This window comes from Vibrio sp. 9-16B-A1 (assembly GCF_056726165.1).
Genome location: NZ_JBSDZD010000003.1, coordinates 111149 through 135009, shown reverse-complemented (window position 1 = coordinate 135009; position 23861 = coordinate 111149). Strand labels below are relative to the sequence as shown.

General features: G+C 52.6%; 22 protein-coding genes. 13 read left to right on the top strand and 9 right to left on the bottom strand.

Annotated elements, in window-relative coordinates; genetic code table 11:
* Positions 1-8 precede the first annotated feature (8 nt).
* From ACVB80_RS06670 to ACVB80_RS06650, 5 genes are all read right to left on the bottom strand, one after another.
* Entirely contained in the window at positions 9-434 is a 426-nt protein-coding gene (locus ACVB80_RS06670) for a GFA family protein (protein WP_481080499.1), read from the bottom strand.
* A 146-nt stretch (positions 435-580) separates the two neighbouring features.
* Positions 581-949 (bottom strand): RidA family protein, encoded by a 369-nt coding sequence (locus tag ACVB80_RS06665; protein WP_481080498.1) that lies wholly within the window; start codon positions 947-949, stop codon positions 581-583.
* Positions 950-1211: 262 nt separating this feature from the next.
* Positions 1212-1475: a DUF3012 domain-containing protein gene (locus tag ACVB80_RS06660; RefSeq protein ID WP_481080497.1), complete on the bottom strand. Its 264-nt coding sequence runs from the start codon at positions 1473-1475 to the stop codon at positions 1212-1214.
* Between the two features lie 83 nt (positions 1476-1558).
* Positions 1559-1906, bottom strand: a complete 348-nt coding sequence (locus tag ACVB80_RS06655) for a helix-turn-helix domain-containing protein (protein WP_481080496.1) — start codon at positions 1904-1906, stop codon at positions 1559-1561.
* A 285-nt stretch (positions 1907-2191) separates the two neighbouring features.
* On the bottom strand, positions 2192-3280 hold the full coding sequence (locus ACVB80_RS06650) for an ElyC/SanA/YdcF family protein (protein WP_481080495.1): 1089 nt from the start codon (positions 3278-3280) through the stop codon (positions 2192-2194).
* Positions 3281-3721: 441 nt separating this feature from the next.
* Between ACVB80_RS06650 and ACVB80_RS06645 the strand changes: the two genes are divergently transcribed.
* Positions 3722-5086: a serine hydrolase domain-containing protein gene (locus tag ACVB80_RS06645; protein WP_481080494.1), complete on the top strand. Its 1365-nt coding sequence runs from the start codon at positions 3722-3724 to the stop codon at positions 5084-5086.
* Positions 5087-5147: 61 nt separating this feature from the next.
* Here the strand turns inward: ACVB80_RS06645 and ulaG are convergent, their stop codons facing one another.
* Both ulaG and ulaR read right to left on the bottom strand, forming a co-directional pair.
* The gene (gene ulaG, locus ACVB80_RS06640; RefSeq protein ID WP_481080493.1) at positions 5148-6215 is read right to left on the bottom strand and encodes an L-ascorbate 6-phosphate lactonase; all 1068 of its coding nucleotides are present in this window, start codon (positions 6213-6215) and stop codon (positions 5148-5150) included.
* 110 nt (positions 6216-6325) lie between these two features.
* Entirely contained in the window at positions 6326-7081 is a 756-nt protein-coding gene (gene ulaR / locus ACVB80_RS06635; protein ID WP_481080492.1) for an HTH-type transcriptional regulator UlaR, read from the bottom strand.
* 346 nt (positions 7082-7427) lie between these two features.
* Here ulaR and ACVB80_RS06630 point away from each other — a divergent pair, with 346 nt between their 5' ends.
* The 7 genes from ACVB80_RS06630 to ACVB80_RS06600 all read left to right on the top strand — a co-directional run bounded on the left by ACVB80_RS06630 (position 7428) and on the right by ACVB80_RS06600 (position 13550).
* Positions 7428-9188, top strand: coding sequence for a PTS ascorbate-specific subunit IIBC (locus ACVB80_RS06630; RefSeq protein WP_481080491.1), 1761 nt, complete (start codon positions 7428-7430; stop codon positions 9186-9188).
* A gap of 102 nt (positions 9189-9290) precedes the next feature.
* Entirely contained in the window at positions 9291-9770 is a 480-nt protein-coding gene (locus tag ACVB80_RS06625) for a PTS sugar transporter subunit IIA (RefSeq protein ID WP_481080490.1), read from the top strand.
* A gap of 10 nt (positions 9771-9780) precedes the next feature.
* On the top strand, positions 9781-10473 hold the full coding sequence (locus ACVB80_RS06620) for an L-ribulose-5-phosphate 4-epimerase (RefSeq protein ID WP_481080489.1): 693 nt from the start codon (positions 9781-9783) through the stop codon (positions 10471-10473).
* Between the two features lie 5 nt (positions 10474-10478).
* Positions 10479-11300: a Cof-type HAD-IIB family hydrolase gene (locus ACVB80_RS06615; protein ID WP_481080488.1), complete on the top strand. Its 822-nt coding sequence runs from the start codon at positions 10479-10481 to the stop codon at positions 11298-11300.
* Between the two features lie 5 nt (positions 11301-11305).
* The gene (locus tag ACVB80_RS06610; RefSeq protein WP_481080487.1) at positions 11306-11953 is read left to right on the top strand and encodes a 3-keto-L-gulonate-6-phosphate decarboxylase UlaD; all 648 of its coding nucleotides are present in this window, start codon (positions 11306-11308) and stop codon (positions 11951-11953) included.
* A gap of 84 nt (positions 11954-12037) precedes the next feature.
* The gene (locus ACVB80_RS06605; protein ID WP_481080486.1) at positions 12038-12919 is read left to right on the top strand and encodes an L-ribulose-5-phosphate 3-epimerase; all 882 of its coding nucleotides are present in this window, start codon (positions 12038-12040) and stop codon (positions 12917-12919) included.
* Between the two features lie 199 nt (positions 12920-13118).
* Complete coding sequence (locus ACVB80_RS06600) at positions 13119-13550, top strand: hypothetical protein (RefSeq protein WP_481080485.1); 432 nt, start codon at positions 13119-13121, stop codon at positions 13548-13550.
* Between the two features lie 53 nt (positions 13551-13603).
* Here the strand turns inward: ACVB80_RS06600 and ACVB80_RS06595 are convergent, their stop codons facing one another.
* Complete coding sequence (locus tag ACVB80_RS06595; RefSeq protein WP_481080484.1) at positions 13604-14587, bottom strand: hypothetical protein; 984 nt, start codon at positions 14585-14587, stop codon at positions 13604-13606.
* Positions 14588-14823: 236 nt separating this feature from the next.
* Here ACVB80_RS06595 and ACVB80_RS06590 point away from each other — a divergent pair, with 236 nt between their 5' ends.
* Complete coding sequence (locus tag ACVB80_RS06590; protein ID WP_481080483.1) at positions 14824-15543, top strand: carbonic anhydrase; 720 nt, start codon at positions 14824-14826, stop codon at positions 15541-15543.
* Positions 15544-15611: 68 nt separating this feature from the next.
* Here ACVB80_RS06590 and ACVB80_RS06585 read toward each other — a convergent pair whose 3' ends face one another.
* Positions 15612-16904 (bottom strand): ferredoxin reductase family protein, encoded by a 1293-nt coding sequence (locus ACVB80_RS06585; RefSeq protein WP_481080482.1) that lies wholly within the window; start codon positions 16902-16904, stop codon positions 15612-15614.
* Between the two features lie 230 nt (positions 16905-17134).
* On the opposite strand from ACVB80_RS06585, the gene ACVB80_RS06580 reads away from it, so the two are divergent.
* The 4 genes from ACVB80_RS06580 to ACVB80_RS06565 all read left to right on the top strand — a co-directional run bounded on the left by ACVB80_RS06580 (position 17135) and on the right by ACVB80_RS06565 (position 23853).
* On the top strand, positions 17135-18427 hold the full coding sequence (locus ACVB80_RS06580; protein ID WP_481080481.1) for an efflux RND transporter periplasmic adaptor subunit: 1293 nt from the start codon (positions 17135-17137) through the stop codon (positions 18425-18427).
* Complete coding sequence (locus ACVB80_RS06575; protein ID WP_481080480.1) at positions 18424-21507, top strand: efflux RND transporter permease subunit; 3084 nt, start codon at positions 18424-18426, stop codon at positions 21505-21507. Before ACVB80_RS06580 ends, ACVB80_RS06575 begins: the two co-directional genes overlap by 4 nt.
* Positions 21508-21630: 123 nt before the next feature.
* Entirely contained in the window at positions 21631-22095 is a 465-nt protein-coding gene (locus ACVB80_RS06570; protein WP_481080479.1) for a CesT family type III secretion system chaperone, read from the top strand.
* Positions 22096-22104: 9 nt separating this feature from the next.
* Positions 22105-23853: a hypothetical protein gene (locus ACVB80_RS06565; protein ID WP_481080478.1), complete on the top strand. Its 1749-nt coding sequence runs from the start codon at positions 22105-22107 to the stop codon at positions 23851-23853.
* Positions 23854-23861: the final 8 nt, after the last annotated feature.

The window sequence follows — 23861 nt, the reverse complement described above, 5'->3', positions numbered from 1 at the left end:
CGTACCTGCTACGCAGGGCCAAACTTCTCCATCACTTCAGCTTCCGTCATTACCGGGCTGTCACTGTCCAGAGTGTAATAGTCCGGCTTCAAATCGATAAAGTACTGCATAGCAATGTCCAGTTTTGCATCTTTAGGGAAGCCCAAGGCACCCAGCAGGATATTGTACTCACCGGAATGGTTCAGCCTGGCGTAGAGGTGTGTACCACAATGCTTACAGAAACCTCTCTTCGCCCAGGGAGACGAGGTGAACTCTGAAAGATTTTCCTCCCCCCGTACAGCCACCTCTGTCCCGCACGGCATAGCAAACTGAGGGCCACCATTCCATTTCGTGCACGTATGGCAGTGACAAACGATAAACTTGTTGGATGGGTTTTGTACCTGCAAGCTGACTTTTCCGCAGAGGCACTCTGCCAGTCTTGGTTCGCACTTCATGATTGTTCTCCATTTTGTTTTCAATCCCACAAGCCAGAAGGATTGAAGGTGTAACGCCATAACACAGCAGATCCAGTTAAAATGAAAGCTCACTCACAGCCGTCAATGGGTTGCTGAATCGCTTCCAGGCAAAAGAAAATTAGTACTTATTTGCCTATATACGCTATACCATCAATCTGCACATGCAGCCCACCTTCTCCGCCTTTATGAGCGAAATCTGTTGAGATGGTTTTTCTTGCGGGATAACCATTTTTAAACCGCTCTTTGATCACTTTCTCCAGCAGTGGAATTTCCCAAACATCCCTGAAAAGCACATCTATTTTAACGACGTGGTCAAGTGTAAGCCCCTCCATTTGCAGCTTCCTTTCCATATCATCAAATGCCCCGTTTATCTGCCCTTCCACCGTATCACCAACATTTCCGACACAGTAACCAAGGTACACAGTATCCCCGGCAACAACATAGCCTGAATGTGCCCATTCCTCATTTACGTCACCACGCTTGATACCTGACATGCTCATGTTCCTCTAAATCAATTGAGACGGGACGTAGCATAATCCTGTGTGATATTAAATTCCGTGATCACTGTATAAAAAAACAGTAACGTTAGTATGAAAAGTCATCTCCTGAGGCACTGTTTCGAAATAAAGAGGGTCAGAGTCATTTTAAATAATTTGACTCTGACCCTCTTTATTTCAGTGCATGCCCCAAAACGACAAAAGCCCCGGCACATCAGCCAGGGCTTCCTCTTTCAAACCGCATTTCAATCAGTACAAATCAGAAAATACAGTGCTTAGCAAAATCCGCCGCTTCATTCGCAGTCCACTCGCCTTTCGGCTTCTCTTTCAGGTCTTCACACCACTGTTCACTGCCAATGCTGTCCTGGAGTACGCAGTGCTTGGCGAAATCGACCGCATTGTCTGCCGTCCACTCTGTCTTTGGCTTATCGCGCATGCCATCACACCAGGATTCTGTACCAACTTCATCAGTACATGCTGTCAGCGCTGTTGCGGCCAGTGCCAGCATTACCAGCTTTTTCATAAATTCGGATTCCACTTACAATAACGGAGGAACTATACCCGAAGTCTCCCCGCAGGTGTTAGCCACGCGCCGTATGGCCAGTGTCACTGAACAGTATGCGCGTACTCGATCACCACCTGCTTACCATCCACGTACACGTGCTGGATCTCTCCGTCTACGCTGATACGGTTTTGCAGAAAAACGACTTTAGGTTCCTGGCCGCCGGTGCGCATCAGGGATGGCAGCAGCATTTGGGGGTCAACATGCAGCATCCGGCAGAACTGGCTGACAAACGGCATGTTAAGCGGCGCAGTGCCACGAAGAAGGTTTGAAAATTCAAGCTGGCTGACGCCAAGGCGTTTGGCCACTTCCATTTGAGTCAGGCGCATTTTGGCCTTTTGCGACATCCAGATATGATACAGGGCATCCCTGTCTTGCTGAGTAAAATCCACTGCGTTTGCTCTCTTGTTGTCTTTTTGTGGCGCAAATTTTGTCAACTGAGGCAAACAGGATGTCAGCGGTAAGTGATTTTTCGTTCAGAGTTTTCACGGCTGTTAACGGCAAAAAGGCCACACTTGTGGCCTTTTTCCTTACTTTTCATCTAATTCGATGAAAAGTACTAACGTTAAAGCCGGTCAGCCAGTGCCGGGGGAACAAACAGGTATCCTGGATGGAGATAACTATTGTCAGGCACTGACCGACCGGGGTTCGGTGTATCCGGTTTAATCAGCCCGAAACTAGCGGGACTGAAGCGGATATGAGCGGTAACTCCACATACCGTAAGTACGCAGTGCGTCGCGGTAAATACCCAGCAGCTCGCCGTCACTGGCTTTCGCCAGCTCTTTCAGCGGTTTATCCGGGTAGGAAACCGTATCAAACGTGATGCCATGCGGGCCGGTCTGCCAGGTCGCGACTTCAAACAGGGTCTGACCACGGCGTACATGGCTGGCTGAGCTGATGATGGTCGCGTGCTTAATATCATGACGCGCCAGCGCGTACGCACTGTACAGGGCGTTATCTACCGTACTGGTGGCGTAGTTCTCTTCGATGATGCGGTCTTTGCTCACGCCGCGTTCGATGAGCCAGTCTGCCATCAGCTTACCTTCGGTTTTGTTGTTCTGCGGCACACCACCGGTCAGAACGATAAACGCATTCGGGTTCGCTTTTGCCATCGCCAGCGTGGTTTCCAGGCGGGCAATCAGAATATCGTGCATCGAGCCGTCCGGATTCAGCGCGTAACCCAGAGTCACGATAGCGCCGTCTTTGCCCAGCTTCTCGGTGGATTTCTCTTTCAGCGGTGTTTCCAGTACCCGCTCAACCGTATCAAACAGGCGCACCAGATCGGCTTCACGGCCTGCGTTCAGCCTGGCAACAGCTTTCATGTGCTCGACTGATTCTGCTTTGTTGCCTTTGAAGTTCTGCCATACCGCCAGGTAGGAATGCAAATCCACATCGTCCGGTGCTACAGAGAGCGCCTTTTCAAACAGCTCGATCGCCCGGTCCACATTTTTGTTGTAGATCTGCGCGTTGGCAGCGGAGATCAGCAGGTCGGTACGGTAAGGCTCCAGCTGGTACGCTTCCATCAGGCGGCTGGTGACGATCTCCATGTTGCTTGGCATCTTGGCGGTAAAGCCCGCATGCGATACCCGCGCCGGAGATTTAAACGCCTTCAGGGCGTCAGCCAGAAGCTGATCGACCACCTGACGTTTGGTAACAAACTGGCTGTACTCCGCGCCAGAGGCAACGGCGGTGTTATCAGCGGCGACAGAAGTAAAAGGAACACTCAGAAGGGTACCCAGAGCGAGGGCAATTACAGTTTTTCTCATTGTTTTATATCTGTTTATTGGAAGTTCAATTGAAGTCTAATTTTGCCGTACAAAAAAACTGTGAATTGGGCCGCAAAGCCGTGTCAGGTTAGTGTCAAAATGATCCGAAGTGGGCAGTGTGCGCCACTTTTATCACACCAATCAAGGATACAACTTCCTGTCTGACCGAGGAATCAGCGAGTTATTCATTTTTGTTGCCATAAAAGCAAAGCACCCACCCCTTCTTTTTTGCAAAATCACTTTTCATTCGAAGATAAACAAGAGCTATTGAACTCTTTTAAAAACCGGAGTAGTTTGACATTAAATTATGAGCGACATGTATTGCGCCACTCATAATCATCAAAGATTTACCCCGTTTACTGTTTTGAACTCAACAAATAGTTAATGAACTTCTTTTGATACACACCGATACAATCAAAAGAAAAAACCGGAGAACACAGTATGAAAAAGGCTCTAGTCGCGACTCTTCTTGCTTCTGCTTCATTCAATGGTCTGGCCGTTGAATACAAGGATCCCAACCCTCAGTTTGATCAAAACTTAGCAAAATACGGGGTCAGCGTGGCAAACTGGGAAGAAGCCAAAAACATGCGTTATACCATGGCTGATTCCTACCTGAACCACTACTACGCACTTGTAAAGCACGGCGAAGCAATGCCACTTAAGGTGTTAAATGACTTCGACCCATCTACTGTCATGATGGATGATGTTATCCCGGGCAAGAAAATCAGCCTGTACAACGTAATGCGTGACCGCGCTTCTGTGCAGAGCTATGTAATACTGGATCCAAAAGGGAACATTGTCGCGGAAGATTACTGGTCCAATACAGATAAAGACACTAAACACCACCTGATGTCTGCACATAAGTCTTTCTCTTCGATGCTATGGGCCATTGCTATTGATAAAGGCTACATGAAAGCAGATGACCCGGCTGGAAAGTACATTAAAGAGTTCGAAGGCACACCATGGGCAGATATTCCACTGCAAAACTTTGCAGACATGGCTTCCGGCATTAATGACATGTACTTCACCCGTAAAGGCTATCACAACTGGGGTATGCCGGAAGGCGTATCGTGCTGGGACAGCGCCATGTCTACCGTAACCGGCTACAACGGCCTTGAAATGCGTGACGGTAAACTGCTGCCACCAGAAGATGCTCTGGGTAAAATTGAATCATTTGGTGATTACCTGCGTGCTTTTGCCCTGAAAGCCAAGCCAGAATGGAAACCAGGTACCGTCTACCAATACCGCGGACTAAACACTGAAATTCTTGCCCGCGCGGTCGAGGCTGCGACTGGCATGAACCTGGCTGAGCTGAGCGAAAAATTCCTGTGGAGCAAAGGTGGCTTCACTTCAGATATGACACTTTACATTAACCAAAAGCGAGAATCTCTGGCTGCTGGCTCCATGAATGCAACTAACCGTGACTTCGCGATTGGTTCATACCTGATGGCAAATGGCGGTAAGAACTGGAAAGGCGAGCAGATTATTCCAAAATTCTACATCGACCAGGTTAACAATGGTGATGACGGCGTCAGGGAAGCATGGGATAAAATCTCCTATGAGCACCTGCTGGCACCAACTGCATTCTACAAAAATCAGTGGCGCACCGTCACCAACCCGGAAACCGGCCGCACCGTTTCAGTCATGATCGGCGTAAACGGCCAGTGGTCAGCATACGATCACGACACCGGATACTCCATGGCAACATTTGGTGCCTTCCGCGAGCCAACCGGCCAACGCTATGTTCAGATCTACCTGAATGAAATCATCTTCCCTATCTTCGATGAAATGGCAAAACGTAAGTAAGTCAGAAGGCAAAACAAAACCCCCGGGGAAGTCCCGGGGGCTTGTTATTTATAAGTTCAGGTTACAGGAATGCCTTATATGGCAGCTCCGGCTCATCAGTAAAGATATCGCGGAAGCCACGGAAGTGCTGGTAGTGCATGCGGCCTTTATCCGTTGGGTAGGTGTACTTGCCGCCTACCTGCCAGAAGAACGGGGCAAAACCGTATTGCAGGCGCTCTTTCTTCATATTCCACAGTACTTCGATTTCACGCGGGTCGTTCTGGAAGTTGGCCCAGATATCGTGGTGGAACGGCACAACAACTTCACAGTCCAGAGTTTCACCGGCACGCAGGATGTCTGAAGCCGTCATCTTATCGGTTACGCCGCGTGGGTTTTCACCGTATGAAAGCAGCGCTACGTCGATCTGGTACTCGTTACCGTGCATCGCGTAGTAGTTTGAGTAGTGTGAGTCACCTGAGTGATAAACAGAGCCACCGCTGGTTTCGACAAGATAGTTCACCGCACGGGCGTCCATACCATCCAGAATCTCTTTATCGTATGATGAAGTGCCTTCCGGCAGGGTTACCAGAGCGGTACGGTCGAAAGAGTCCAGTACGCGGATCTTCATATCGCCGATTTCCAGCACATCGCCCACTTTTGCCACCACGCAGCGCTCTTCAGGCACGCCCCAGCCAGTCCAGAGATCCACACACGCCTGAGGGCCGATAAATTTCACGTGCTCGCCGCAGTTTTGCAGAACCGCTGCCGCCACATTCACATCAATATGATCCGCGTGATCGTGAGATGCCAGTACCGCATCGATCTCTTTGATGGCAAACGGGTCAAGCGGGAAGATAGCGGTACGCAGGTTTGGCTGCAGTTCACGTACGCCGCCCATACGCATCATCTGGTGCTGGTTCTTCATCAGGGCATTTTTCTGGGTCTTTTTACCGGTACCACACCAGAAGTCGATGGAGATATTGGTGTTGCCTTCTGATTTCAGCCAGATCCCGGTACAGCCCAGCCACCACATGGAAAACGTATTTGGCTCAACAACGGTTTTCTCAATCTCTTCGTTCAGCCAGGTTCCCCACTCAGGGAAGGTATTCAGGATCCAGGATTCGCGGGTGATTTCGTTTACATTACTCATAGCAACACCTTTTCTTTCACGTAGTTTCATTAAATTTTGGATGCAGGGAGCCGGGCGCCGGAGCGTAAAGCTCTGACACCTGGAAATTTTTGTAAGAGGTTAAGCCTGTTTTAGACCAGGATTACGTCCGTACCCTGAGCCCGAATTGCTTCGATAACTTCAGGTCTGGCATCTTTACCGGTGATCAAAATATCTATCTTGGCCGAAGGGCAGAACAGCATGCCGGTTCGCTGACCGATTTTGGAGCTGTCGACCACGACCACAAGCTTGTCTATCTGCTCCAGCATCTGCTGCTCAGCGACAGCAGTCAGCATATCGGCTTTGTACAGCCCCTGCTCTGTCAGGCCCTTGCCACTGGTAAACATCCAGTGACCGGCGTAGCCGCCAAGGGCATCCGGAGCCGGATTAAGGAAGATATTCTGCGCACGGTTGTACTGACCACCGATAATGATCACGTCATCGTGGTCTTCGTTGATCAGGTAGCTCGCCAGCGGGAAGTAGTTGGTGACTATCTGCACGTCCTGACCACACAGCTCCTGCCCCAGCAGGAAAGCGGTCGAACCACAGTTGATCACTACACTGTCACCCGGCTGACACAGCTCTGCCGCTTTTACCGCGATTTTGGACTTCTCGTGGTAATGGTCAGTGCTGTTGATGTTCAGCGGTGTCCAGTTTTTCTTCTTAACTTCAATGCGCTGGGCACCGTTACGGATCTTTTTCAGTTTTCCCAGCTCATCTAACTTAGAGATATCGCGGCGTGCGGTAGCCGGAGAGACCTGGAATTTGTCGATGATATGCGCCACGTTGATCGTGTGCATATCGTCTAACAAAGACAGGATCTGGTGATGTCTCTGTACTTCATTCATGGTTATCACCCTTCTTTTCATCAAGTGATTACTTGGTGATTATTTTTGATTTGTTATGATTCTATTTGTCACCCCTGTGAATGTCAAATTTTGACCACTTCGATTTTTGCACCGGATCACAAAAACGCCTAACCCATTGATTTTATAGGCCTTGTTGTTTTCACATGTGATCCACAGCCCATTTAACTGGTTTTTCTTTGAGCAAAATTGATAAATATCAAAATAATCATAAATGAGCATTGAATGATTACTTGTGATTGTTAAAGTCTGTTCTGTGAGCAAAATGAGCAATTAATAAGCTCTGTCCTACACACAATTACAACTACATTCACCAAGGGGTAAAGATATGGAGTTCCTCTACGACATCTTCTATATTTTTTACAGCCAGGTTATGACCAAAGCTCCGCTGCTGCTGGGTTTGGTCACCCTAATCGGGTACTGGCTGTTGAGACGCGATCCTACAACCATCATCAAAGGTACAATCAAAACCATCGTTGGTTTCATGCTTGTACAGGTTGGTGCTGGCACACTGGTTAAAGGATTTAAACCAGTCATCGAAAAACTTTCTGAATACCACGGCCTGACCGGCTCAGTTATCGACCCTTACACCACTATGATGGCGACCATGGAAAACATGGGCGACATGTACTCCTGGGTTGGTTACGCGGTGCTGCTGGCGCTGGGTATTAACATCCTTTTAGTGCTGTTCCGCCGTATTACCGGTATCCGCACCATCATGCTGACTGGCCACATCATGTTCCAGCAGGCCGGTCTGGTTGCGGTGTTCTACTTCATTCTTGGCGCGTCGATGTGGGAAACCATCCTTTACTCAGCGGTTCTGATGGCGCTGTACTGGGGTATCTCTTCCAACATCATGTTCAAGCCAACCGAAGAAGTCACCGGTGGCGCAGGCTTCTCTATCGGTCACCAGCAGCAGGTTGCTTCCTGGATTGCCACCAAAGTGGCACCAAAACTGGGTGACAAGAACGACAGCGTAGACCATATCGAACTGCCTAAATGGCTGCACATCTTCCACGACAGCATCGCAGCGACGGCCATTGTGATGACTGTGTTCTTCGGCATCATCCTGCTTTCATTCGGCCTGGATAACCTTCAGGCAATGGCAGGAAAAACGCACTGGACTATCTACATCATCGAAACCGGTCTGAAGTTCGCAGTAGCGATTCAGGTGATCGTTGCCGGTGTACGTATGTTCGTTGCAGAGCTGTCTGAAGCGTTTAAAGGCATCTCTGAGCGCGTTATCCCTAATGCGGTTCTGGCGATTGACTGTGCGGCTATCTACGCATTCTCTCCAAACGCGATGGTATTTGGCTTTATGTGGGGCGCAATTGGTCAGTTCCTGGCTGTGGGCGCACTGCTGCTGGCTGACTCGCCAATCATGATCATCCCGGGCTTTATTCCGATGTTCTTCTCTAACGCCACTATCGGTGTGTTTGCCAACCACTTCGGCGGCTGGAAAGCGGTCATGAAGATCTGTTTCGTGATGGGCATCATCGAAGTTGTCGGCTCTGCATGGGCTATCCAGCTTATCAGTAACCACGGCGTTGAGTTCAGCGGCTGGATGGGTATGGCTGACTGGGCACTGGTGTTCCCGCCAATCTTTGCCGGTATCTCTATGTCGAAAGCTTTCTTCTGGGTACTGGTTGCTCTGGCTGGTGTGTACATGTACTTCGCCTCCAAACAGCTGCGTGCTGAAGAAGATGCACAGGGCGCGGTATCGGTTACCGAAGAGCCTGAAGTCATCGAAGCGGTAGAAAAAGCGATTGAAGCGAGCGACGGCGTGCGTCCGGTAAGCATCCTTGCGGTGTGCGGTAACGGCCAGGGCTCATCAATGATGATGAAAATGAAGATAGGTAAATATCTTGAGAAGAAAGGCATTCCACACGTAATGGACTCATGCGCGGTGTCGGACTACAAGTCCAAGCTGGCCAGCACAGACATTATCGTGTCATCCAAACATCTCTCTGCAGAGATGGACCCGGGTGAAGGCAAGTTTGTCCTGGGGGTACAAAACATGCTCAACCCGAACTCCTTTGGCGATGAACTGCTCGACCTGATCGACAAAAACTTCGCCACCCAAAAATAAAAGCAAAAACAAAAATAACCGGAAGCCATTGGAGCGGCAGCAATGCCCTCCAATGGCGGAAGGAAGAACTGATAAACAGAATCTATAACGGAGACAAAAGCCATGGGATTGAAACAATCACTGATCGATAACAACTCAATTAAGCTTCACCAGAGCGCGGCTGACTGGCGCAGTGCTATCAAAATCGGTACCGATATGCTGATTGAGTCCGGCGCTATCGCCCCTTCTTATCACGAAGCCATCATCGGCAGCATTGAAAAACTTGGTCCTTATATCGTGATTGCTCCAAACCTGGCCCTGCCTCATGCCCGCCCGGAAGACGGTGTGCTGAAAACCGCATTCGCGCTGGTCACCCTGGACACCCCGGTTTACTTCGAAGGCGAAGATGAGCCGGTAGACGTACTGATCACCCTGGCCGGCAGCTCTTCTGACGAACACATGGAAGGCCTGATGGAAGTCACTCAGGTTCTTGATGACGAAGAGAGCGAAACCGGCGTGGATCTGGACAAACTTCGCAACTGCCAGAGCAAAGAAGACGTCTACCGAGTGATCGACGAAGCACTGGCGCAAGAAGCAGCTTAGGAGACCCAATATGTACTCACAACTGAAACAGCGCGTGCTTGAGGCTAACCTCAAGCTGCCCAAATACGGCCTGGTGACTTTTACCTGGGGCAACGTATCGGAAATCGACCGTGAGCTTGGCGTTCTGGCTATCAAACCTTCCGGCGTCGAGTACGACGCCATGACTGCCGACGATATCGTGGTGGTCGATCTGGAGGGCAATGTGGTCGAAGGCCGCCTGAATCCATCGAGTGATACTGATACCCATATCGAGCTGTATAAAGCTTTCCCGGAGATCGGCGGCGTAGTGCATACCCACTCGCGCAGCGCCACTATCTGGGCCCAGGCCGGTATCGATATTCCTGCGCTCGGCACCACTCATGCGGATTATTTCTACGGCGATATTCCGTGTACCCGCAAGCTCTCTCAGAATGAAATAGCCGGAGAGTATGAAAAGAACACCGGCCTTGTGATCGTCGAAGAGTTCGCTCAGCGCAAAACAGACCCGATGGCAGTACCGAGCGTTATCGTCGCCGGACATGCGCCTTTCTCCTGGGGTAAGGATGCCGATGATGCAGTACACAACTCGGTGGTACTGGAAGAGATCTCCGCTATGGCGCTGGCAACCCGCTCGCTCAACAGCGGCATTAAGATCCAGCCGGAGCTGTCAGACAAACACTACCTGCGTAAACACGGCGAAAACGCCTACTACGGCCAGAGGTAACCGCTATGTATAAAGTGCTGGCATTAGATTTGGACGGAACCGTACTGAGCGACGATCACACCATTCATCCGGAAGTAAAACAGGCTATCCGTGATGCACGGGAACATTGTCATGTGGTGATCGTCACCGGTCGTCACCACACCGCCGCGCGGCCATATTACGAAGAGCTGGGGCTGACCACCCCAATCATCTGCTGCAACGGCACTTATGTATACGACTACCAAAACAACCAGGTAGTGATCCACAACTCGATAGAGAAACAGGACGCCCTGACCTTTATCGACCTGGCGAAGGAATTTCAGGTCAAGATGGTGATGTATGTGACCGACGCCATGACCTACTCCAACCACAACCCAATCCACTATATGCAGGCGCTGGAAAGCTGGGCCGAGCAGGCGCCCGAAGCGCACCGGCCAAAGATCTACAGGGTGGACAGCTTCCGCACCGAAGCCGAGCAGACTGACTATGTATGGAAGTTTGTGGTAGAGGGCCAGCCAAGTTCGGTCGAACGGCTGCAGAGCCACACCTGGGTTGCCGAGCGCTTCAGCGGTGAGCGCTCCTGGTCCAACCGCATTGATTTCGCCGCCAAAGGCAACAACAAGGGCAAGCGCCTGGCTGAGTTCGTCAGCGAACTCGGTTATCACCCTAACCACGTAATTGCCGTGGGGGATAACCATAACGATATCTCCATGCTCAGCTACGCCGGTCTTGGCGTCGCGATGCACAACGCCGACGACACGGTGAAATCCTCAGCCCGGATGGTCTGCCCGACAGACAACAACCAGGGCGGCCTCGCCCGCCTGATACGAGACAAAATTCAAGGATAATTCCCATGACCAAACCTATGATTCAAATCGCGCTGGACCAAACCAGTCTGGCCGCGGCGGTTAACGTCGCCCAAAATGTAGAGAAATTCGTCGATGTTATCGAAGTTGGCACCATTTTGGCCTTCGCAGACGGCATGAATGCGGTCAGCACCCTGCGTAAAAATCACCCGGACCATATCCTGGTGTGTGACCTGAAAACCACCGACGGCGGCGCGATCCTGGCCCGGATGGCATTTGAAGCCGGTGCAGACTGGCTGACGGTTTCTGCCGCCGCGCATATCGCAACCGTAGGCGCGTGTAAGAAAGTCGCCGATGAGTTTAACGGCGAGATCCAGATCGAGATCTACGGCAACTGGACGATGGAAGACGCCAAAGCCTGGGTTAACCTTGGGATCACCCAGGCCATCTACCACCGCTCGCGTGACGCAGAGCTTGCCGGTGTGGGCTGGACAGACGAAGACATCAATAAGATGCGTCAGCTTTCTGAAATCGGCCTTGAGCTTTCGATCACCGGCGGCATCGTTCCTGAAGACCTTTACCTGTTCGAAGGCATCAAAGCCAAAACCTTTATCGCAGGCCGCGCACTGGCGGGTGAAAAAGGTCAGGAAACCGCAGAAGCGCTGCGCGCACAGATCGACCGCTACTGGAAATAGCAACAAGCTACCGAAGAGCACTTATCCCCTGCCCGACATATCCGGCCCCGGCCGGGTAAGTCCCGAATTTTAGAGGACACCACTATGTACCAGAACCTGGAGCGCCACCGGGTCGGCCTGTATGAGAAAGCCCTGCCCAACGAGATGAGCTGGGAAGAGAAACTGAGTACCACCAAAGAGCTGGGTTTTGATTTTCTGGAGATCTCGGTCGATGAATCCGATGAGCGCCGCAGCCGTCTGGACTGGGATGATGAGACCATCTACGGCCTGCGCCGCCTGTGCGAGCAGCACCAGATCCCGCTTCAGTCCATGTGTCTGAGCGCTCACCGCAAGTTCCCGTTTGGCTCTGCTGATCCTGAGATCCGTGAACAGGCAGTTCTGCACATGCAAAAAGCCATTTCACTCGCCTATAAGCTCGGCGTTCGCACCATCCAGCTTGCCGGTTATGACGTTTACTACGAGCCAGCCAACGCGGCAACCCACCAGCGCTTTATTGAAGGCATGCGGGCCAGCGCCAAAATGGCCGAGCGCGCCGGAGTCATGCTGGCAGTGGAAATCATGGATACCGACTACCTCAACTCACTGAGTAAGTTTGAGATCTTAAACCGGGAAGTCGACTCACCGTACTTCACCGCCTATCCGGATGTAGGCAATATCTCCGGCTGGAACTACGACGTCTGCACCGAGCTGGCACTGAGCCGTCCGCATATCACCCAGATCCACCTCAAAGACACTTACCGGGTTACCCCGGAGTACAAAGGCCAGTTCCGTGATCTTGTGATTGGTGACGGAGAAGTGAACTTCAACGCCATCTTCGAAACCCTCAAACGTACTGACTGTGTCGTACCGCTGGTCATCGAGATGTGGGCCCAGGACGACAACTGGCGCGAGCATATCCTGACCGCCCAGAAACGCCTCAACCAGGCGTGTGATTTCGCCCAGCTGCCCCGGCTATTTGCCGCATAGAAAACCTGATCTCACCGGTGCCGGGCGAGAATGGGCACCGGTGTTGTCATGCTCCGACCCTGCAATAGCAGGTCTTTATCCCCTGATTGGGATAGCGCAGTGTTCCGCCCCCGTGAGCACTGCGCTCTTTCCTTGACATCCCGGGCACCGTGACGCAAAGTGTGCTTCTTTTTTGAACCCGCTTAAGCCCCTGACGCCAATGAAATTACTTCACCTGCAACTCTTCTGGTACGAGAAACACCATACTCTGCTTGAGATGGAAGATTTGCCGGCCCTCACCCCGGCACAGGAAAAAGAGCTGAAAGAGTGGGCCAAAGGCCGGCGTAAAATCCTCAGCTATGAAGTCCACCAGCAGCCATGGGTAAAAGTAAACGTCGATGGTTTCTCTTCGCTTCTCAACCTCAAGCCAAACGGAACCCTGACCGAACAGGACCTGTTCAGCGAAAAGACCCTTCAGGGCCTCTGGAAAGTGGTCGACGGCTTTCTGTTTATCAAGGTGATCAGCGGTGAGTTTATCGTTGAGTATCAGATCGTCGGCAACGCCAAACAAAACGTCCACTGCGGCGTGGAGTACATCAACGGCAAAGTGAGTACTTACAGTAAGTTTGTTTTGAGTAAAGCGAACAGCTAACCGCTCCCCAAAAAATGAACTAAAAAAAGCAGCGTACCGGACGCTGCTTTTTGCTATTTGGTGACTACAGAATACTGTTCAAGTTCACTGTCAGTCATCTTATGCATGCCGTTAAATGGCGCGGCATGGATGGTGTAAAAGTAAAATTCAGGGCCGTCTTTTGCGCCCAGCATTTTACTGAAATAAACGAGCTGGTCATGGTGAGCCGGGCTGTCTTCAGGAAGCTGTTCTGCCGTTTTTCCATCAGCCGAGCAGCACCATGAATGGACACCAACCTTACCACCGGGCTCAACAGTACGCTTTACCCCTGCAGTAAACAGATCCACGCCACCAGAATAGGCAAAACCATCTGCCGGGATCCTGGTGTTCAGGCCTGCATTGCGCAGCAGGTTGCCGGTATGCATGTTGATATCATCATTCAGCGAGCCCCGGACGGCTTTGATCACAACAGTATCAACCTCCGGGTGAGCTTTAACCATGTCACGCAACTGAACATAAGTATTGCTGCCCAGCAGGCCGGTCAATACCGCCTCATTACCGTTAAAGACTAACTGACTGGTACCACTGTTCAGGAGGGAATCGTTGATATTTAGCTGAAACGGGGTGTGCGGTTTGCCTTCACTGTTAAGGGTTCCGCTATACCGGAACTCTTCACCTCTGCTGTCAATTACGACTGCAGATGAAGTCCAGATGCGCTCCGCCTGGTCCAGAGTGTCCGGCCGGGCCAGGTTTCCTTCAAACTTGCCTTCTGCGACTGTCACCTCTTTGCCGGGACCGCTGTCACTTTCAAAATCAAACGCTATCAGCACCACCCCTTTCTCATAAGTTGCAACCAGTGCACCTTCTTTGATGGTCGCGAGTCTGATCGGATAACGCTGGTGGGAAATCTCAATCCACAGATCCTGCTGCTTCTGCTCAAAGGCGCTGACATAGCTGCCCAGTTTATCCGCAGACAGCGCATTAAGGTCAATGTCGCCATCAGCCGCAGATGCGGAAAACGGCAGGGTAAGTAACAATAATCGGGTGAGTGCTTTCATGGGAAATCCTTTTTTTTTGGCAAGATTACCCCACAAGAGGCCCTAAATCTGAGTGGAACAATAAGATTTTATAAAAAAGCACACATACAGAACTTCAATCAACTACGCGCAATAACCACACCTCGACCCATAAAAATGATATATGCATTCAGTTTCCATTGCTTAGCCCGGTCAAAGGTTTGTTCATTGAGACGCATGAAGATACATTGAGCCGCACACAACATAAGGAGCTGGGTATGATAAAACAAACAATAGCAATGACTTTAAGCGCTTTGGTAGCTGGCGGCGCGGTAGCATCAGAGTGGGGATACGGAGAACACAACGGACCTGATAACTGGGGAAAGATCGCCGGCGAATGTGCGAAGGGGCAAAACCAGAGTCCGGTGAACATCACCCGGACAACGTCAGCAGAAATGAAAGCACCCAGGCTGGATTACCAGGGCACCGTGACCAGCCTGACTAACAATGGTCACACGCTGCAGGCAGGTATTGAGGGGAAAAACACCCTGTCGGTCGATGGGAAAGTCTTTGAGCTGAAGCAGTTCCATTTCCATACGCCGTCGGAGAACCTGATCAAAAACCGCCAGTACCCGCTTGAAGCCCACCTGGTCCACGCCGACGCAAATGGCAACCTGGCTGTGGTCGCGATTATGTATCAGCCGGGAGAGAAAAACGCCCAGCTGGCTTCGCTGGCTGAAATCCTTCCACAGGAGAAGCAGACTGTTGCGCTAAACCACACGTTTGCCATGAACACTATGCTGCCTGAAGATGCCGGTTATTACCGCTTCAACGGTTCTCTGACTACTCCGCCATGCAGCGAAGGGGTTCGCTGGTTTGTGCTGAAGCAGCCACAGACTCTGACCGACAGTCAGGCTGAGGAGCTGCACACAGCGATGGGCACAAACAACCGCCCTGTTCAAAAGCTTAACGCCCGAATGATACTCAGCGCGAAGTAACCTCTCGTGATAAAGAAACAGCCCCGGAGAACTTCCGGGGCTGTTGTTATGTTTTCGTCTGCAGCGTATCAGCGCATGTTAAAACACTCATAATGAAAGCGATCCTTCGGCAGGCCAAGCCCTTTCTTCAGGGCTTCCCTGAACCCTTCCGGACCACAGAAGCTGACTTCGTACGGGTCTGACTTCATCAGCGCTTCGATCTCATCTGCTTTGAGGACTTGCCCTTCTTCGGCCACCAGCAGGTGCAGCTCTGTGCCTGGCAGCTTATCCACCAGCGCCTGAAGCTCTTTATGGAAGAAGGCTTCCTTCGCCCGGTTTACAGTGTAAAACAGATGGAGCTTTTTCGGCAGTTTGTCCGGTGCGGTGCGCTGCAGCCAGTACAGGCGCGAAAGGAAAGGCACAATACCGATGCCAGCGCCAACCCATACCTGTCTGTCATTACCGGAAACCTGGAAGCGTCCATAACCGCCTTCCACCGTCACTTTCTGTCCGGCCTCCAGCTTACTGATCAGCTCAGAGGTGTAATCTCCCAGAGCCTTGATACCAAAGACAATTTCACCCTGATGGTAATCAACCACCGAGAACGGATGCGGGGCTTCACCATCATGGAAGTTTACAAAACAGAACTGACCTTCCCGGTAATCCAGCTCGCCGTCCAGCTTTGCGGTAACACGTACAACCCTGGTGTCCTCAGCAACATGACGTTCCACATTACTCACCTCTCCGCTGACTTTGTTGCGGCGACCAATACGGCCACACAGCGAAAACAGGGAACAGGCGGTCGCAGCGATACACATCGCAATCGCAGCACTATTCATCGGCAGGGAAGCCCATGACCAGTCAAGCAGAAACAGGGTATGGAACACACCGACCAGCATAATGATGCCGCCCAGCTTATGGGTGAAACGGAATTTCTTATAGCTGATCGCCTGTACAAGGCTTATCACCGCAAAAATAACAAACAGCTTGAAAGCGGGATCGCCCAGTTCTTTGGCAAGATGAACCCAGCTGAAACCATCATCCGTTCCGTGAGGCTTTCCGCCGCTTCGAACCAGAAGGTCCGCTTCAATCAACCACCTGGCGCTTTTCACCATCAGCCAGTGAGAAACCAGCGCCAGCAAAGAGGCGATCCCCAGCTGTTTGTGCAGTGCGTAGCCCTTATCCAGCCCGCCCAGCTTGTCTTCCAGCCAGCGAAAACGCCCGGCCAGTAACACCGCTGATGCCATATAGCCCAGCGCCAGCAGCCCGGTCAGCATAATGAACTGGTGCCGCCAATAGAAAAAGTCACCACTGCCATCCACCAGCCCGAACAATGCGGTCGGCAGCCAAAGCAGGGTAAGGAAAAAAGTAAGTCTCAGCATAATGCCTCCCTGAAGTATTGATAACCATGATAAAGAGAGGGGAATGAATAAGAAGTGAATTTACGTTGCTTTACTTTGGTTGACGTGCATTGACATAAAATCACCTCTTTTATTGCGGCCAGCAAGTGGCTCATTTCGCATTCTTTACCTAAATTTACGTTATCTCCCCTTGGGTTAGATTTAATTTAGATTATGCTTATATACAATTCTCATCGTTAAAGGACGTTATGATGGCCAGATTCAGCTGGAAGAAACGACTGCTTATCCTCCCCCCTGTTTTGCTTGGCGGCATTCTGCTTGCGATTGCTCCGGCAATGAAGGCCGACCCGCCAAAAGCATCAGACAGCGCTGGCAAAAAAGTCGTCAGGGTACTGAAAGTGACCCCCATGGATATTCAGCCAACCGCGACAGGGTACGGACACACCCAGCCCGCCAGAGGGTGGCAGGCTCAGGCAGAGGTCGAAGGGCGGGTCATCTGGATTTCAGATCGACTCAAAGAAGGTAACCTCCTGCGCGGGGGAGAGCCCCTGCTGAAACTGGATCCTTCAGCCTATCAACTGGCCATCACCAAACTGACTGCCAGCCTGGATGTATCAAAGCTTAAAAATCAGACCCTTGGCGAGTCACTGGCCATTGCTACAAAAAACTATCAGATCCAGAAAAAAGAATATGAACGCACCGAGCGGCTGGTGAAAACCGGCCACGTCTCGCAAACCGACCGGGATAAGGCGGTGCGCGAACTACTGACCAACGAACAACAGCTCCAGAGCCTTAAAAACGAGCAGGCGATCAATCTTGCCGAACAGCGGGTCCTTCAGACCGAACTGGAAATGGCAAAACGCGATTTACGCCACACCAGCATTGAAGCACCGTTTGATATCCGCATTACCGCTAAACAGGTGGACCTGGCTTCGTGGGTTTCCAAAGGCGAAACGCTGCTGACCGCCGATGGCATCGACACCGTTGAAGTGCTGGCTCAATTCCCGCTCGGAAAAATGCGCCCGCTCAGACGGGACAGCCAGAGTCAGCCACTGGCTCAGAACCTGCACAGTAACCTTACTGCGCTGATTGAGCTGAACGCCGGGGACAAAATCATCCGCTGGCAGGGCAGCGTTGACCGCAGTGGCGGCCAGATCAATGCGCAAACCCAGAGTCAGACCATCGTGGTGAGTGTACCCAACCCTTATCAGAAAGCCTCTCCGGGCCAAAAGCCTCCGCTGATCCGCGATACCTTTGTCAAAGTCACGCTTAAAGCTCCGGCGCTTAAAAAACAGTTACTGCTGCCAGTGAATGCCCTGCATGGCGATAATGTTTACCTGGTCAAAGATGGCAAACTCGCCATCACCCCGGTGGAAGTGGATTTTGTTCAGGGTCAGACGGCGGTGATCCGCAAAGGGATCAGCGCCGGTGACCTGGTGGTGGTCAGCCAGCTGCAACCTGCAGCCGAAGGCATGGCATTAAAGCCTCAGCCGGATAAAGCCCTGAGCCAGTGGCTGAAACAGCAAGCCGGAGGTGAACTATGATCACCTACTTTGCCCGGCATAAGACCGCAGCCAACGTGCTGATGGTCGCCATTTTGCTGCTGGGCGGGTTTGCCCTGCCCCAGCTGCAAAAAGATACCTTCCCGCTCACCCCGACCAAAAACGTGGAAGTCCGGGTCAGCTATCCGGGAGCCTCTCCGGCGGAAGTCTCGGCGGAGATCTGTGTCCCGCTGGAAGATGCGATTGACCGCCTGAGCGGGATTAAAGAGTTTGCCTGTGACGCAAGAGAGAACATCGCCATCGGCAACGCCGAGATTCAGGACGGAGAAAACATCGATATTCTGACCAGCGATATTCAGCAACAGGTCAATGCCATCAGCGACTTTCCGGACCGCGCGGAACGGGCGGTGGTAACCAAACTGGACCGGGTGGCTTCAGTGGTCAGTATTGCCGTCACCGGCCCGATGTCCGATCAGGATCTCTATCTTTACGCCACAGAGCTGAAGCAGAAGCTGAAAGCCAGCCCGCTCATCGCCCAGGTCGGCATCAGTGGTTTCTCAGAACAGGAGATCGAAGTGCTGGTTTCTGGCTGGAAACTGCGTCAGTACGGGCTGAGTGTGTCCGACCTCGCTAATCGTATTCAACAGGAAAACATCACCACACCCGCAGGTGTTATCACCGGCGATCTGGATCAGCAAAGTGTCCGGTTTGATCAGCAGGCGACCCGGGCCGCTCAGCTGAAAAATCTGGTCATCAACGGGGAAGCCCAGCTTCGCCTCGGTGACATTGCCAGCGTTGACCAGCGTTTCAGCATTGAGGAAGACAAACTGCTGTTCAACGGCCAGCGGGCCGCCCTGTTGCAGGTATCCAAGAACGAGCACCAGGATACGCTCAGAGTGCGCGAAGCGGTGGAAAGCCTGCTGAAAAACGAGCAGGCACTGGCCCCTGCCGGCGTTGAGCTGACCCTGACCCAGGATGTCAGCGTCAATATTCGCGAGCGCCTGCGCATTCTTGGCAGCAATGGCGTACAGGGCTTAGCTCTGGCTTTTCTCGCCCTGTGGGCTTTCTTCAACCTGCGTTTCAGCTTCTGGGTGACCATGGGGCTGCCGGTCTCTTTTCTCGGCGCAGTATTTGTCATGCACACTCTGGGCTACACCATCAACATGATGACCATGACCGGGCTGATTGTCGCGATCGGTCTGCTGATGGATGACTCACTGATCATCGCAGAAAACATTGCCGCCAAACGTGAAGCGGGCATGCCTGCGGTACAGGCTGCCGTTGAGGGTACCCGCCAGGTACTGCCCGGGGTGCTGGCGTCTTTTGCCACGACCCTGATGGTGGTAGGGCCACTGATGTTTCTGACCGGAAAACTCGGGGATGTGCTGCGCTATATTCCCATCATTTTGCTGCTGACCCTGCTGGTCAGCCTGGTGGAAGCCTTTCTTATCCTGCCTTCTCACCTGGCGCACAGCCGTCTGAGCGCGGATCATAATCCCATCCGGGGCAAAATCATCCAGGGATTTGAAACGCTGCGTGACCGCGGATTTGTTCCGCTGACCCGCCGCGCAATGAAAATGCCGTATCTGACCCTCGGCCTGCTGCTGATGCTGGTGATGGTCTCCCTGGCGACGTTTTCTGCCGGGTGGCTGAAATTCCGCGCCATGCCATCACTGGAAAGCGACACCCTGCAGGCCCGGGTCCTGCTTCCCCAGGGAAGCCTGTTGTCTCAGACGGATGTGGTGGTCAGCAAAGTCGTCAGTGCGCTTGATGAGATAGATAAGGAGTATCAGGCAGAGTTTGGCGAGCCTCTGATCCACAGCACCACCGTAATGTATAACACCAATGTGGATGCCAATGAGTCTGGCCCGCACCTTGCGACCGTGAGTGCCGATCTGCTCGCCGCTCAGTTCCGCGAGCAAAGCATCAAATACCTGATCCAGAACTGGAAGAAGAAAACCGGCCCGACCGCCGATGTACTGTCACTCAAATTTACCGACAAAGAACGCGGCGTGGCAGGTAACGGTATTGATATCCGGATTCAGGGCGGCGAGCCGGAACAGCTTTACCAGGTCAGCCGCATACTGACCAAATGGCTGAAACAGTTCGATGGCGTGTTCAACCTCTCTTCCGACCTGCGTTATGGGCGCAGTGAAATTCAGATTTCGCTCAAAGATCAGGCCGGCATGATGGGCGTGACTGCAGCTCAGGTGGCACAAACCCTGCGCAGCGCAGTAAAAGGCGATAACGAACTGACCGTATTCCAGCAGGGCGAAATCGTCGATATCCGCATCCGCCAGAGTGACTTTACTGCCGGCGCTTCTCTGCAGAGCCTGAGAGATCTGGTCATCACCGCCGGTAACGGTGAGCTGATCCCGCTCTCTGCCGTTGCCAATTTCCACCAGCAGCAGGCTTTCTCACGCCTTAACCGGGTCAATGGTACCAATACTGTCACTGTTCAGGGCAACATCAACACCCAGGTCGCCAATGCCCGGGAGATCATGCAGCAGTTTTACCAGGTATTTGTACCTGACATGGCGGAAAAATTCCCCGATATCCGCTTTGCCTCCCAGGGGCAGGATAAAGAGAGCGCCGATACCGGCTCTTCACTGGCCCACTACTTCACCCTTGGGGTGATTGGGGTCTACCTTATCCTGGCTTTCCTGTTCCAGAGCTTTACCCAACCCATCGCCGTTCTGCTCGCAATCCCGATGGGCGCAGTAGGCGTAATCTGGGGGCACCTTGCGCTCGGACTGGATCTCACTATCCCAAGTCTGGTGGGATTTGCCACCCTGGCGGGTATCGTGGTCAACGACAATATTCTGCTGATCACCTTTATCAAAGAGAAGGTGGCTGAAGGGCAGGAACTGGTGCAGGCCTGCTGCCAGGCGGTCCATGATCGCTTTCGCGCCATCATGATCACCTCCCTGACCACCTTTGCCGGTCTGCTGCCACTGCTGACCGAAACCAGCACCCAGGCGCAGTTCCTGATCCCGCTGATCGCCGCCATCGCTTTTGGCCTGGTCAGTGCTACCCTGCTGGCCTCCATTGTGGTGCCGTGTGTGCTGCTGATCCTTAATGATCTTGCCCCAAAATCCTGCGGACTCCCTGCGGCGCGATAACTCCCACTCTCCCCGGTCATCCCGGGGAGAGAAAACCTAAAAATCCCTGCCCACCAGTGAAAGAAATCGCCCGGCTCAGGCGCTAATCTGAACACACTTCCCTTGTTGTATCAGGAGGCGCTGATGACGGCCGACCAAACCTTTCTTAACCACCTTCTTCTCGGGCTGGGCAACGCCTGGCAACTGGACTGCCTGGGGCTGGACAGCTCAGGACGCTGCGCGCTTCTGACTGAAGAGGGCATAGAGCTGGCGATAGATCTTTCGGCAGGAAGCTCTCACATTCAGTTTATTGCTGAACTGGGCGCACTGCCTGAGGCCCAGCGGGAACAGCACCTGACCCGGCTGCTGCAGTACAACTTTACCAGCCCCGTTTTGCGTCAGGCGCACTATGCACTGAGCCCTCAGGGAGATCAGGTTCTTCTTCGCTACCAGCACCCGATTGAGGATCTGGAGCTTGAGCTGCTCGCAAACCTGGTCGGCAATTTCATTACCACAGCGACAGATGCCAGAAACGCGCTCCAGGCCCCACTGGAAGCACATGCAGAATCCCCCTCTCTGTTTTGCGATGCACACCTGCTAAAAGGTTAAGGAGTCACTATGCCGGTAACCAAACTTCTCAACACCCTGTTTAAAGGCGTCTCTCAGGTACAACAAAGCGTCGCGAAACAGGCTCCGAAACTGGAAAAGTCCAGAGCAGAACTTCCAGGAGCTGCGGGCTCAGCGCAGAGCATGAGTGAGCCGCTCAGACAAAATCCCGCAGGCCTGCAGAGCGCACCACGTATCCATGATGAAGATCTCACACCGCTTGCCAAAGCCTTTACCAGCGCGCTGCAGCAATATGTAGACAATAAACCGGAAAAGCACGGTGACTACATGCGCGGCTATTGTGAGATGGAAGAGCTCAGGGGACGGGTCACCATAGATGACCAGGACAAAGTGCGGGTAGTCCGGCTGCCCCGTTCACCACAAAAGCTGGCTGACATGTTTAACCTGCTGCTGAAAGGCCACTCAAGGTTCGGCTCTTTGTATAAAGCCTTAACCCGGCCTCTCGATGGCGGGGATAATATTCTGGGCTCGTATCTGCGCCTTTCTCACGGCACAGTCAAACCGGCCAAAACACCGCCTGCCGGGGCCGTGACAGCCAATGAGCAAACAGGCCAAATACCACCTCAGGAAACCAAAACTGAAGCAGCCCGTGAACCCGTGGCCGCGGCTCCGGAAACACCAAAACCGGAAATCAGGTTTACCCGGGGTGAACGAAATATGATCTCTGACGGACTCAACCAAATCCTCTCAGACTATCTGCTTACAGGTAAAAAGGCCGCATCGCACCAACAGAAACTGAAAACTCAGCTGGAAGGCGGCGCCCCTGGACTCAACCGGTTCCTGAACGTCGCAAACGGCGAAATGAAACTGACCTGCCCTGCTGACCGTCAGGAGCTGAAAGATTTTCTCGACGCCCTGCTCAGCGGTCACCGGGGCTTTGATACCCGCTTTGCCGTCGGTACGAGCAGCCTGGTCAGTCTGGTGAAAAAAGCAGTACAGAGTGAAAACGGTGCTCTGCACCACTACCTGAAATGGGAAAGCAGCAACCGGCTGACCACCCGAGCGCCAGACGATGAAGCAATTAAAGCTGCCGAACTGGCAGAGCAACAAAAACGCCTGGCGCTGGAAAACAAAGAAAAGGCAGCGCTGACCAAAGAGATCAAAGCTGCCCGGGATCAGCAGCCAGCCCTGATGACGCGGGTAAAACTGGCCCGTCACCTTCAGGTGCACGCAAGGGCAAACTGGCCGGAACTGGAGTTCCGCTCCATTCCGGCCACCCGAATGACCAGTGCCCCGCTGCACGGCAATGAATCACTGGCACAGCTGCGGGATATGGCTAAAGCGGTAACTGAAGAGAACCGCGGTCTCGCCGGTGAACTTGAGCTCAACCTGGAGCAGTTGCCGACCCGCACAGAAGTCACGGAAAGAGGACTGCCGGTTACGAGACTTCCTGTAAGGCTGGCTCTGGCAGAAATAAAAGGCAGGGTTACAAGTATGGAGCAGACTTCATCAGGCTTATTTAACCGGCTGCTGTTTAAACCTCAGCACCAGGCACTGAATGAGTTCAAAGGCCGCCTGAACGAGCTGGATAATCTGTATCAGCAACTCAGCGAGCAGTGGCCTGGCATGCCTGATCAGGCCTGGTTCAGCAGCTTTGTCGCCCGGGAGGTGGAAAAACTGAGCGACAAACTCACAGCAGAGAAGAGTTTCGGACCAATCCGCCTGACCACTCCTGAACATAAAGCGTGGCAGGCCGTTAAGGCAGAGATGCTGGACCAGGACAGGATGTTCCGGGGGTAACACCCCTG

Coding starts and splice junctions, on each gene's coding strand:
- ACVB80_RS06670 (WP_481080499.1), bottom strand. CDS start 434: ATGAAGTGCGAACCAAGACTGGCAGAGTGCCTCTGCGGAAAAGTCAGC.
- ACVB80_RS06665 (WP_481080498.1), bottom strand. CDS start 949: ATGTCAGGTATCAAGCGTGGTGACGTAAATGAGGAATGGGCACATTCA.
- ACVB80_RS06660 (WP_481080497.1), bottom strand. CDS start 1,475: ATGAAAAAGCTGGTAATGCTGGCACTGGCCGCAACAGCGCTGACAGCA.
- ACVB80_RS06650 (WP_481080495.1), bottom strand. CDS start 3,280: ATGAGAAAAACTGTAATTGCCCTCGCTCTGGGTACCCTTCTGAGTGTT.
- ACVB80_RS06645 (WP_481080494.1), top strand. CDS start 3,722: ATGAAAAAGGCTCTAGTCGCGACTCTTCTTGCTTCTGCTTCATTCAAT.
- ulaG (WP_481080493.1), bottom strand. CDS start 6,215: ATGAGTAATGTAAACGAAATCACCCGCGAATCCTGGATCCTGAATACC.
- ulaR (WP_481080492.1), bottom strand. CDS start 7,081: ATGAATGAAGTACAGAGACATCACCAGATCCTGTCTTTGTTAGACGAT.
- ACVB80_RS06630 (WP_481080491.1), top strand. CDS start 7,428: ATGGAGTTCCTCTACGACATCTTCTATATTTTTTACAGCCAGGTTATG.
- ACVB80_RS06625 (WP_481080490.1), top strand. CDS start 9,291: ATGGGATTGAAACAATCACTGATCGATAACAACTCAATTAAGCTTCAC.
- ACVB80_RS06620 (WP_481080489.1), top strand. CDS start 9,781: ATGTACTCACAACTGAAACAGCGCGTGCTTGAGGCTAACCTCAAGCTG.
- ACVB80_RS06615 (WP_481080488.1), top strand. CDS start 10,479: ATGTATAAAGTGCTGGCATTAGATTTGGACGGAACCGTACTGAGCGAC.
- ACVB80_RS06610 (WP_481080487.1), top strand. CDS start 11,306: ATGACCAAACCTATGATTCAAATCGCGCTGGACCAAACCAGTCTGGCC.
- ACVB80_RS06605 (WP_481080486.1), top strand. CDS start 12,038: ATGTACCAGAACCTGGAGCGCCACCGGGTCGGCCTGTATGAGAAAGCC.
- ACVB80_RS06600 (WP_481080485.1), top strand. CDS start 13,119: ATGAAATTACTTCACCTGCAACTCTTCTGGTACGAGAAACACCATACT.
- ACVB80_RS06595 (WP_481080484.1), bottom strand. CDS start 14,587: ATGAAAGCACTCACCCGATTATTGTTACTTACCCTGCCGTTTTCCGCA.
- ACVB80_RS06590 (WP_481080483.1), top strand. CDS start 14,824: ATGATAAAACAAACAATAGCAATGACTTTAAGCGCTTTGGTAGCTGGC.
- ACVB80_RS06585 (WP_481080482.1), bottom strand. CDS start 16,904: ATGCTGAGACTTACTTTTTTCCTTACCCTGCTTTGGCTGCCGACCGCA.
- ACVB80_RS06580 (WP_481080481.1), top strand. CDS start 17,135: ATGGCCAGATTCAGCTGGAAGAAACGACTGCTTATCCTCCCCCCTGTT.
- ACVB80_RS06575 (WP_481080480.1), top strand. CDS start 18,424: ATGATCACCTACTTTGCCCGGCATAAGACCGCAGCCAACGTGCTGATG.
- ACVB80_RS06570 (WP_481080479.1), top strand. CDS start 21,631: ATGACGGCCGACCAAACCTTTCTTAACCACCTTCTTCTCGGGCTGGGC.
- ACVB80_RS06565 (WP_481080478.1), top strand. CDS start 22,105: ATGCCGGTAACCAAACTTCTCAACACCCTGTTTAAAGGCGTCTCTCAG.